This is a genomic window from Kurthia populi, assembly GCF_042686175.1.
Lineage (GTDB): Bacteria > Bacillota > Bacilli > Bacillales_A > Planococcaceae > Kurthia > Kurthia populi.
Window position 1 is genome coordinate 1 of record NZ_JBHUOR010000072.1, and the last position, 2858, is coordinate 2858.

Genomic DNA, 2858 nt, shown 5'->3' on the forward strand with positions numbered 1-2858 from the left:
ACTGAAATGCTTAATTGGCTTGCTGAACAAAAGAAAGTATTTACCGATTGGCGAGATAACGAGGTGCAGTTATTTACCGACTGGCGTTCGGTGCAACAGACGGAATTTGAAGCGTGGCGTAGCGGCGAAGAAACTGCATTTACACGATGGTTTAACGAAGTGAAAGACACGTTATCAGAAGATGCGGCCGGTAATTTATTTTTACGTATCACCAGTGAGTTGCCAATGCGATTCGTTAAAAATGGTGTTAATTACCGTTATGGCTTTTCTGTTACCGACGATTTTAACGGTTTAATTTTTAAATACGAGGAGGATGTATAATGCCAGAAATCCAATTGCCGACTGCGGCAAAACAAGATGAAATTTTAAATAAAATAAGAAATGTAAATAAAGAGATAAAAGGCCCGTTTATAACTAAAAAAAATTCAGAAAACTTTACTTCAGAATTCCGTGAATTATTGAAAATTGAAGGTAGCGGAGAGTTGTTAGAAGTTTTTTTAATAACAAGAAATAACACAGATGTGGGAGTGAGAATCACTGTAGATGATGAAGTGGTTTTTGATTTTGAAGATGTACCGAAAGGAGTTAGTTCAGGTATAGTCATAGCGACAGAAAGGAACTTCTCTAGCTCAACATCATCAACTTATCCTTTTTATTCCCGATTAATGTGTTCACAACTACCAGTAACACAACTAACAAGATGCTTAATTTTAAAGGAAGCCATCACATTTAAAAGAAGTTTAAAATTGGAATCTTATCAAACTAGCAGTAGTGGTTGGATAATTTATCAATTAACTTAAAGGAGTGGCGGAATGGAAATCTTAAATCAATACATTAATGAAGAAGGTAAACGTGTCACTCAATATAGTCGTGATGGCGTAAATGTGACACATACGGTTGTGGACGACGTACCGCAAGAAGTAACAGAACCCATCGAAGAAGTACCACCAACAATCGAAGAAAAAATCTTATACGAAACACAATATCAAACAATGCTCATCGAAACATCGATGAGTTTTTAATTTGGAAAAAACAAACCAATTGGAGGAAACTTAAATGACAGCATATACATTATCTAAAAAATTCGTAATGGCAAAAACGTACACAAAGGTAGACATCACAAAGCGTGTAAATACGTTCTACATGTTCAATCAATTCGAACAAGCTGAATACGAAGAATTAATGAACCTAATCGAAACAACTTACGCATAATCATCAACCCTCTAGCTTTCGCTAGGGGGATTTTTTTATATAAGGAGGGGCGACATGATACCATTGCGCGTCATTGACACAGACTTCAAATTTTACGGTGAAGTAGCAAAATACGAATCCCTACAAATCACAAATAAATTATACGGCATTGGTGAAATCGAATTACACATTAATCGACATATGCACAACGCAGATTTACTACAACAAGACCGCATCGTTTTTATCGAAAATGATTACGATACGCCATTCCAAATATTGCATCGTGAAATTGCGCTTGATGAAAATGGTAAAGCAACAGAGAACTGGTTGATTAAAGCGATTCCTTTAAAAGCGTGGCTTGCAGACCGTATTTGTATACCGCCAGACGGGAAAACGAATGATGATATTACTGCAGACGTTGAAACGGTCATGAAAACATTTGTTGAACATAATGCATTGAAACCGACTAATCCTAAGCGTACTATTTCACGATTAGTAATCGCACCAAATAGAAAACGAGGGCCTACTATCACACGTGGACCACGTTTTGATACGCTATCAGAGGAACTTGAAACAATTGGTACACTAACGGGTATCGGTTGGAACATCAGTATAGATATTACAAATAAACGTTTTGTATTCGATGTAATTGAAGGTGCAGACCGTACAGCTGCACAACGACAACGTCCTCCAGTTGTATTTAGTCCTGAATTTAAAACACTTCAAACACTCGAATATACTGAAAGTAAATTGGACCAAAAAACGACTGCTATTGTTGCTGGCCAAGGTGAAGGGGTAGAACGTAAAGTCATTACATTAAATGATGATTTAACCGGTTTAGCGCGTAAAGAATTGTATGTTGATGCGCGTGATATTGCAGACACTACCCAACAAGAAACAACGTTGACTGAAACTGACGAAGAAGGCAATGTTACAGAATCTACTACAACTATCGAAGTTCCTCGCCCAGAACAGGAAATTATTGCAGATCTAACGAATCGCGGTAATGAAAAACTTTCTGAATATGAGCAAACGTTATTTTTCAGCGGTCAAATCAATACAGGACGCTTCAAATATGGCGAAGATTGGTTTTTGGGTGATATAACGACACTGCAGCATAAAGACTGGGGTGTGACGTTAGATGCACGAATTACCGAAGTGAAAGAGATTCATGAGGTTGGCCATTCGAAACAAATTGAGGTTGTATTTGATAAAGACATTCCGACGTTTATCGATAAATTAAAACGTACAATCAAAGATGCAACAGGCACAGGTGGCGTAACGAGTGGTGTATCAAGAGCATATGTAGATGAAAAAGTAAGTTCGATTACATCAGTCGATTACAACTGGAATGGTACGCAATTAGGGGTTAAAGCGAATAATGAAACGCAATATAAATATGTGAATCTACAAGGCCCACAAGGACTAAAAGGTGAGCGTGGCGAAACCGGCCCAGTTGGACCACAAGGTATGCAAGGACCACAAGGGTTAAAGGGTGACATTGGACCACAAGGTATACAAGGAATACGTGGAGAAAAAGGCGATAAAGGAGATATTGGCTTAACTGGTCCTGCAGGTGCAAAGGGTGATAAAGGTGATCCATTTGTTTATTCAGATTTTACCGTGGAACAGTTAGCTTCGTTAAAAGGACCGAAAGGCGATGCTGG

General features: G+C 38.2%; 5 protein-coding genes. All 5 read left to right on the top strand.

Annotated elements, in window-relative coordinates; translation table 11 throughout:
* The coding region (locus tag ACFSY7_RS10480) for a hypothetical protein (protein WP_449274625.1) at positions 1 to 321 on the top strand (321 nt) is incomplete at its 5' end.
* The gene (locus tag ACFSY7_RS10485) at positions 321 to 800 is read left to right on the top strand and encodes a hypothetical protein (protein WP_380147790.1); all 480 of its coding nucleotides are present in this window, start codon (positions 321 to 323) and stop codon (positions 798 to 800) included. The genes ACFSY7_RS10480 and ACFSY7_RS10485, both read left to right, overlap by 1 nt.
* Before the next feature lie 12 nt (positions 801 to 812).
* Positions 813 to 1022 carry a hypothetical protein gene (locus ACFSY7_RS10490; protein ID WP_380147791.1) on the top strand — a complete coding sequence of 70 codons (210 nt, stop codon included), beginning with the start codon at positions 813 to 815 and terminating at the stop codon, positions 1020 to 1022.
* Positions 1023 to 1056: 34 nt separating this feature from the next.
* Positions 1057 to 1212, top strand: a complete 156-nt coding sequence (locus ACFSY7_RS10495) for a hypothetical protein (protein ID WP_380147792.1) — start codon at positions 1057 to 1059, stop codon at positions 1210 to 1212.
* Positions 1213 to 1266: 54 nt separating this feature from the next.
* Positions 1267 to 2858: siphovirus ReqiPepy6 Gp37-like family protein (locus ACFSY7_RS10500; RefSeq protein WP_380147793.1), on the top strand; the 1592-nt coding region annotated here is incomplete at its 3' end.